Origin of the sequence: Streptomyces sp. NPDC001822 (assembly GCF_042892135.1) — a bacterium.
GTDB lineage: Bacteria > Actinomycetota > Actinomycetes > Streptomycetales > Streptomycetaceae > Streptomyces.
The window spans coordinates 282,522-290,126 of sequence record NZ_JBIATW010000011.1; the positions used below are offsets into that span (position 1 = coordinate 282,522).

At 70.0% G+C, this 7,605-nt stretch carries 6 protein-coding genes; 5 read left to right on the forward strand and 1 reads right to left on the reverse strand.

Annotated elements, in window-relative coordinates; genetic code table 11:
- Positions 1–99: 99 nt before the first annotated feature.
- From manA to ACFYY2_RS25170, 4 genes are all read left to right on the forward strand, one after another.
- A complete protein-coding gene (gene manA / locus ACFYY2_RS25155) occupies positions 100–1,269 on the forward strand; it encodes a mannose-6-phosphate isomerase, class I (RefSeq protein ID WP_388746572.1) in 1,170 nt (389 codons plus the stop codon).
- 87 nt (positions 1,270–1,356) lie between these two features.
- Positions 1,357–2,349, forward strand: coding sequence for a cation diffusion facilitator family transporter (locus tag ACFYY2_RS25160; protein WP_388746574.1), 993 nt, complete (start codon positions 1,357–1,359; stop codon positions 2,347–2,349).
- A gap of 262 nt (positions 2,350–2,611) precedes the next feature.
- Positions 2,612–4,069, forward strand: a complete 1,458-nt coding sequence (ahcY, locus tag ACFYY2_RS25165) for an adenosylhomocysteinase (protein WP_388746576.1) — start codon at positions 2,612–2,614, stop codon at positions 4,067–4,069.
- Positions 4,070–4,191: 122 nt separating this feature from the next.
- A complete protein-coding gene (locus ACFYY2_RS25170; RefSeq protein WP_388746578.1) occupies positions 4,192–4,824 on the forward strand; it encodes a hypothetical protein in 633 nt (210 codons plus the stop codon).
- 169 nt (positions 4,825–4,993) lie between these two features.
- Here the strand turns inward: ACFYY2_RS25170 and ACFYY2_RS25175 are convergent, their stop codons facing one another.
- Entirely contained in the window at positions 4,994–5,998 is a 1,005-nt protein-coding gene (locus ACFYY2_RS25175) for an RDD family protein (protein WP_388746580.1), read from the reverse strand.
- Positions 5,999–6,117: 119 nt separating this feature from the next.
- On the opposite strand from ACFYY2_RS25175, the gene ACFYY2_RS25180 reads away from it, so the two are divergent.
- Positions 6,118–7,125, forward strand: coding sequence for a stage II sporulation protein M (locus ACFYY2_RS25180; protein ID WP_388746582.1), 1,008 nt, complete (start codon positions 6,118–6,120; stop codon positions 7,123–7,125).
- Positions 7,126–7,605 lie beyond the last annotated feature (480 nt).

Below are 7,605 nucleotides of genomic sequence, written 5' to 3' on the forward strand. Positions count from 1 at the left end.
TCCGCGCAGGGCCGACCGCCCGCCGAGGACAACGGAGTCCGACGGCCCGCCTTCCCACGGGGCACCACAGCCCCCGCACAACCACGAGGACGAACTTCCATGGACCGGCTCTCCAACACCGTGCGCCCCTACGCCTGGGGGTCCACCACAGCCATTCCCGAACTGCTCGGCACAGCCCCGACCGGTGAACCGCAGGCGGAGATGTGGATGGGGGCCCACCCCGGAGCCCCCTCCAGGCTCAACCGCCCCACGGCCCCCGGGGAGCAGTCGCTCACCGACGTCATCGCGGCGGACCCCGAGCTCGAACTCGGCCCCGCCGCCGTCCGCGCCTTCGGCCCCCGCCTCCCCTTCCTGCTGAAGCTGCTGGCCGCCGGAGCACCGCTCTCCCTCCAGGTCCACCCCGACCTCGCGCAGGCACAACAGGGATACGCGGACGAGGAGCGCCGGGGCATCGCCATCGACGCGCCGCACCGCACCTACAAGGACGCCAACCACAAGCCCGAGCTGATCTGCGCGCTCACCCCGTTCGAGGGACTCTGCGGATTCCGCAGGCCCGACGAGGCCGCGGACCTGATAGCCGCTCTCGGCGTTGACTCGCTCAAGCCCTACGTGGACCTGCTGCGCGCCCGCCCCGAGGACGCGGCACTGCGCGAGGTCCTCACGGCGATCCTCACCGCAGACCCGGACGACATGGCCGGCACGGTCGCCGAGGCGGCCGAGGCCGCCGAACGGCTCGGCGGCGCCCACGCGCCGTACGCCCAGATCGCCCACCACTACCCGGGCGACCCGGGCGTCATCGCGGCCATGCTGCTGAACCACGTCCAACTCCAGCCCGGTGAGGCCATGTTCCTCGGGGCGGGCGTGCCGCACGCCTATCTCGGCGGCCTCGGCGTCGAGATCATGGCCAACTCCGACAACGTGCTGCGCTGCGGACTGACCCCCAAGCACATCGACGTCCCCGAACTCCTGCGCATCGTCCGCTTCGAAGCGAGCGAACCCGGCATCCTGCGCCCCGAGGCATCCCCCGCGGGCGAGGAACTCTACGAGACGCCGGTCGACGAGTTCCGGCTGTCGCGCTACGTGCTCTCCGCCGGCGGGGCCCCGGTCGAACTGTCCGCCGGCGCCCCGCAGATCCTGCTCTGCACCTCGGGGTCCCCCCAGGCCGGGGAGACCACCCTGGCACCCGGTGAATCCGTGTTCGTCCCCGCGGACGAAACAGTCGAAGTGTCTGGTACCGGAACGCTCTTCCGGGCGACCGTCGTCGTCTGAGGTACCGCCCGCACCAGCGACTGCAACAATGTCCGGCCGTAACGCGGCGCCCCCGCCGCAGCACCGAGGAAGGGACACCAGGCACCCATGAGCGCGTCAGGCGGAACCAAGGCGATCGTGGCGGCACTCGCCGCCAACCTCGCGATCGCGGTGGCCAAATTCGTGGCGTTCCTCTTCAGTGGCTCGTCGTCGATGCTGGCCGAGAGCGTGCACTCGCTCGCGGACTCGGGCAACCAGGGCCTCCTGCTGCTCGGCGGCAAGAAGGCGAAGCGGGAGGCGACACCGGAGCACCCCTTCGGCTACGGCCGCGAGCGCTACATCTACGCCTTCCTCGTGTCCATCGTGCTGTTCTCCGTCGGCGGCATGTTCGCGATCTACGAGGGCTACGAGAAGATCAAGCACCCGCACGCGATCGAGGCCTGGTACTGGCCCGTCGGCGTCCTCGTCTTCGCGATCATCGCCGAGGGCTTCTCCTTCCGCACGGCCATCGCCGAGTCCAACCAGACCCGGGGCACGCTCACCTGGACGCAGTTCGTCCGCCGCGCCAAGGCGCCCGAGCTCCCCGTCGTACTCCTCGAGGACTTCGGCGCACTGGTCGGGCTGATCCTCGCCCTCGCCGGCGTCGGCCTGGCGCTCGGCACCGGCGACGGGGTGTGGGACGGCATCGGCACCCTGTGCATCGGCGTCCTGCTGATCGTCATCGCGATCGTCCTCGCGGCGGAGACGAAGTCACTCCTGCTCGGAGAGGCGGCCGGTATCGAGGACGTCGAGAAGATCCGCGCGTCGGTCGTCGACGGCGACACCGTCACCCGCATCATCCACATGCGCACGCTCCACCTCGGCCCCGAGGAGCTCCTGGTCGCCGCCAAGATCGCGGTGCGCCACGACGAGACGGCCGCCGAGGTCGCCGCCGCGATCAACGCCGCCGAGACCCGGATCCGCGATGCCGTGCCGATCGCCCGGGTCATCTACCTCGAACCGGACATCTACAACGAGGCCGCGGCCGAGGCCGGAGCCAACCCGGGCAAGGCACCGGGCGGTCCGGCACCCTCCGGCGAACCGGCCGGATCCGGCCACTGACCCCCTGACGATCGGCCCCGAACGGCCCTGCGACCCACACCGATGCCCGGGCGGGCTGGGGCTCGCTGGGCCGTTCGGTGTAGATTCGGGGGAGTACCAGACGTCGCTGCTGATGGCGGTCGATCGGTCCGCTGGAGCGGGCCGGCCGAGGGAGAGAGGGCCTCCGACGGACTGCACTGCGGATTGCTCGGGCATTCGTGTGCCCGTGGCCGCCGCAGAGCCAGCCAGTCCACCCTCGACCCATCACGAGGAGCAGCCCGTTATGACGACGGCCGCCAATCGCCAGGACTTCAAGGTCGCCGACCTCTCCCTCGCCGCCTTCGGGCGCAAGGAGATCACCCTCGCCGAGCACGAGATGCCCGGCCTGATGTCGATCCGCAAGGAGTACGCCGCCGCGCAGCCGCTGGCCGGCGCCAGGATCACCGGCTCCCTGCACATGACCGTGCAGACCGCAGTGCTCATCGAGACCCTCGTCGCCCTCGGCGCCGAGGTCCGCTGGGCCTCCTGCAACATCTTCTCCACCCAGGACCACGCGGCCGCCGCCATCGCGGTCGGTCCGAACGGCACCCCGGAGGCCCCCGCGGGCGTCCCGGTCTTCGCCTGGAAGGGCGAGACCCTGGAGGAGTACTGGTGGTGCACGGAGCAGGCGCTGACCTGGCCGAACACCTCCACCGGCGGCCCGAACATGATCCTCGACGACGGGGGCGACGCCACCCTCCTCGTCCACAAGGGCGTCGAGTTCGAGAAGGCCGGCTCGGCCCCGGACCCGTCGACCGCGGACAGCGAGGAGTTCGCCCACATCCTCACGCTGCTCAACCGCACCCTGGTCGAGTCCCCGCAGAAGTGGACGCAGCTGGCGTCCGAGATCCGCGGCGTGACCGAGGAGACCACGACCGGTGTGCACCGCCTGTACGAGATGCACCGCGACGGCACCCTCCTGTTCCCGGCGATCAACGTCAACGACGCTGTCACCAAGTCGAAGTTCGACAACAAGTACGGCTGCCGCCACTCGCTGATCGACGGCATCAACCGCGCCACCGACGTCCTCATCGGCGGCAAGACCGCCGTCGTCTGCGGCTACGGCGACGTCGGCAAGGGCTGCGCCGAGTCCCTGCGCGGACAGGGCGCCCGCGTGATCATCACGGAGATCGACCCGATCTGCGCCCTGCAGGCCGCGATGGACGGCTACCAGGTCGCGACGCTCGACGACGTGGTGGAGACCGCGGACATCTTCATCACGACGACGGGCAACAAGGACATCATCATGGCCTCGGACATGGCCCGGATGAAGCACCAGGCCATCGTCGGCAACATCGGCCACTTCGACAACGAGATCGACATGGCCGGCCTCGCGAAGATCGACGGCATCGTCAAGGACGAGGTCAAGCCGCAGGTCCACACCTGGAAGTTCACCGACGGCAAGGTCCTCATCGTGCTGTCCGAGGGCCGCCTGCTGAACCTCGGCAACGCCACCGGCCACCCGTCGTTCGTCATGTCCAACTCGTTCGCGGACCAGACGCTGGCCCAGATCGAGCTGTTCACCAAGCCGGAGGCCTACCCGACCGACGTCTACGTGCTGCCGAAGCACCTCGACGAGAAGGTCGCCCGCCTGCACCTCGACGCGCTGGGCGTGAAGCTCACGACCCTGCGCCAGGAGCAGGCCGACTACATCGGTGTCCCGGTCGAGGGCCCGTACAAGTCCGACCTCTACCGCTACTAGGACCTCGCCGGCCCCGGCCGGCGAAGCCCTCAGCAGCAGGTCCGAACGCAGGCCCCCGCACCCCCGTGCCGGGGGCCTGCGCCGTACCGAGCCCGCACAGCCCGAGGAACCCGAAGGACCCCATGCCCCGCGGCCGCTATTCGCTCCACGATCTCCACGACCACACCCCCCTCGGCGAAGAACACTTCCACTGCGCCCCCGGCCCGTCCGGCTGGCGCTACGTCTCGCAGACCACGGACCCCTCGGGCGCCCACCTGGGTTCCGTCGATCTGGCCCTGGACGAACTCGGCCGCCCCATCCGCCTCGAACTGCATGCCGCGAGCTGGCAGATCCGCGGCGCCGCCATCGACGGCGTCACCTGGGTGCGGACCGACCCCACCGGCACCCACGCGACCGAAGGGAACGTCCGCGCCCACGCCTTCTCCGGCACCTCCCCCGCGTTCCTCGTCGCCACTGCCCGGATCCTGCGCCTCACCCCCGCTTCCCCCGCCACCCGCGTCCGCCTGGTCACCTTCACGGACCCGGTCCTCGCCCCCCGCACCGTCGACCAGGCCTGGTCCCTGCTGAACAGTGAAGCGCACGCCACTGACAACGGACCGCTGACCGTGGACGAGTACCAGGTCGACGCACTGGACACGGGCGACAGGCACACCGTGCACATCGCGGGTGACGTGGTGCTGGCCGCACCGGGCATCGAGCTCGAACACCTCGAATCACCGCCCTCGCAGATGTCCCGCCCGGCGGGCGGGGACTAGCTCCGGGCGTACGAGGTGATGCACGAGGTCAGGCGGTCCGTCGGGCCACCGGATTCCGGGCGCGGGATGCCGGACGCGGGATGCCGGGTGCCGGGTCTTGGGTGCCGGCCGGGCTCCGGGTGCCGGGTCCCGAATTCCGCGCTCCAAATCCCCGCTCCGCGTGCCGGGTTCATGCCGGAGGGGCGAAACCCGTCGTCGGCCGCCCCTGCGCACGGTCGGCGTGCGCCGCCGGCGTATCGCCCCCGTGGCCGGCCTGCTGCTGACCCGGATCCGGCAGGGGGCCCCGCGCGCCCACGGGTGCGTCGCCGGCCGCGTCCGGGTGTCCAGGCCGGTGCGTGGGAGGGAAGTGTCCAGGCCGGTGCGTAGTCGGGGACAGGTGCACCGGCGAAGGGGAGGCCTGCGCCCGCGTCCGCGCGGCGACGTTCGCGGCAGCGGTCACCCGACGGGCGTCACGCGTCTGCCGCTCGTGCACCACGGCCGCCAGATACGCCGCCGCGGGAACTCCCTGCGGTACCGGTGTCCCGGTCAGCGCGGCGAGGTCGGACGACAACCGCTCGGCCATCGACCACCGTACGGCGGCGTCCAGTTGGCCCATCCTCGTCAGGTACTGCCGAATCGCGAGCCAGAGTCCGTCGGGGACGGTGGACAGGTCCGCCTGCTGGAAGCGCCCCACCAGCCAGGGCGGTGGCGGAGGTACGGCGGGGGTACGGGTGACGGACACCCGCTCACGTACGACGAGGGTCCCGCCGAACACGTCACCGAGCCGCCGGCCACGGGCGGACACCAGCGAAGAGACGCAGGCCACGACGCCGAACGTACCCAGGATCTCGACCACGCCCATGGAGCCCCGCACCAGAGCGTGCCGGAAGCGGATCGGTCCACCGTCGTCCCTGACGACACGGAGGCCGCAGGCGAGTTTCCCGAGCGAACGCCCCTGGCTGAGGGTCTCGACCGCGATGGGCCCGCCGACCAGTACCAACAGGAACACGGCGACGCCGATCGCGGCCGTCGCCGCTTCGTCGAGCGTCACGGTCGCCACGGCCAGACCGACGGACACCAGGACGAACACGGTCAGCAGCACGGCGAGATCGATGGCGATCGCCAGAGCCCGGCTCGGAAGCCTCGCCGGCTGCAAGCCCAGTACGACCGCGTCCCCTGTCACGAGCTCGTTCATCGCCACCCACCCCTCGCCGCCCTTCCCTGCCCCTCGGGATCACAGTCTGCCAAGCTGACCCGCAACGCGCCGCAGTAGTACGGACCCGTACGCACCCATGCCTGGAGCAGAAGCCGACCATGGACCTCGACGTCTTCGTGACCTCCCACCGCACCGAGTGGGACCGCCTGGACCACCTTCTGCACCGGGGGCGCAGCCTGACCGGGGCGGAGGCGGACGAACTCGTCCTGCTCTACCAGCGCACAGCGACCCATCTGTCCCTGATCCGGTCCAGCGCGCCGGACCCGATGCTCACGGCGCGGCTCACCCAGCTCGTGGCCCGGGCGCGCTCCACCGTCACGGGGACGCGTCGGGCGTCGTGGCGGGACGCCGCCCGGTTCCTGACAGCGGGCTTCCCCGCCGCTGTCTACCGGTCCCGGCACTGGTGGATACCGACAGCCGTGCTCTCCACGCTGCTCGCCGCGGTCATCGGCTGGTGGATCGGCACCCATCCGGAGGTCCAGGCGGCGATAGCCGCGCCCGAGGACCTTCGAGCACTGACGCGCCCCGGCGGGGAGTACGAGACGTACTACTCCAGCCACCCCGCGGCGTCGTTCGCCGCCCAGGTCTGGACGAACAACGCCCAGGCCGCGGCGATGTGCCTCGTGCTGGGGGCTTTCCTCTGCCTGCCGGTCGTCTGGATCCTCTTCGTCAACGTGCTGAACCTGGGTGTCGGGATCGGCCTGATGTCCTCCGCCGGCCGGCTCGACACCTTCCTCGGGCTCGTCCTGCCGCACGGGCTGCTCGAACTCACCGCAGTGTTCGTGGCAGCCGGCACGGGACTCCGTCTGGGCTGGACCGTGATCGACCCGGGCCCCTTCACACGGCGCACGGCGCTGGCCCGGCAAGGCAGGGCCGCACTCGGCATGGCGATCGGCCTGGCGCTGGTCCTGTTCGTCTCCGGTGTCATCGAAGGATTCGTCACCCCGTCGGGCCTGCCGACCTGGGCGCGGATCGCCATCGGCGTCGTGGCGGAGGGTGCCTTCCTCGCCTATGTCTACGTACTCGGCGGCAGGGCGGCCCGGGCGGGTGACACCGGAGACATCGAGGCCGGCGAGCGAAGCGCCGAACTCCCCTCCGCTGCCTGAAGGGCGATGTGCGTGGGAGGGCGTTGGCCTGCTAGTCTCCTCTTCGCCCACAAAAAACCGTTGACACGGTCGGCGTGGGGAGGTAGATTTTAACGGTTGCAAGGAGCTGGACAGGCTCGGTTGTGACGGCTAAGGTTCATCTCGCTCGTGCAGGGGACGAGATTCCCGCAGAGCCGATCGATTCTTCTCTTTCTGGCAGACAAGCCGATTAGCTTCGGCCGAATTGCTTCTGATAAAGTCGAGTCAGCCGAAAGGCAAAGACCACTCCACAGGTCGCCGGAATCAAATTCGGACCGGAAACGGAACGAAAAAGAGTCTGGTAAAGTTGGAACCGCCGGAAAGGGAAACGCGAAAGCGAAGAACTGGAAGGCGAAACAAGCAGTAACCCGCTTCGACCGGGAATCGGACACGAAAGAGTCTGATAGAGTCGGAAACGCAAGAACGAAGGGAAGCGCCCGGAGGGCCCCGGTGAAACGGGAC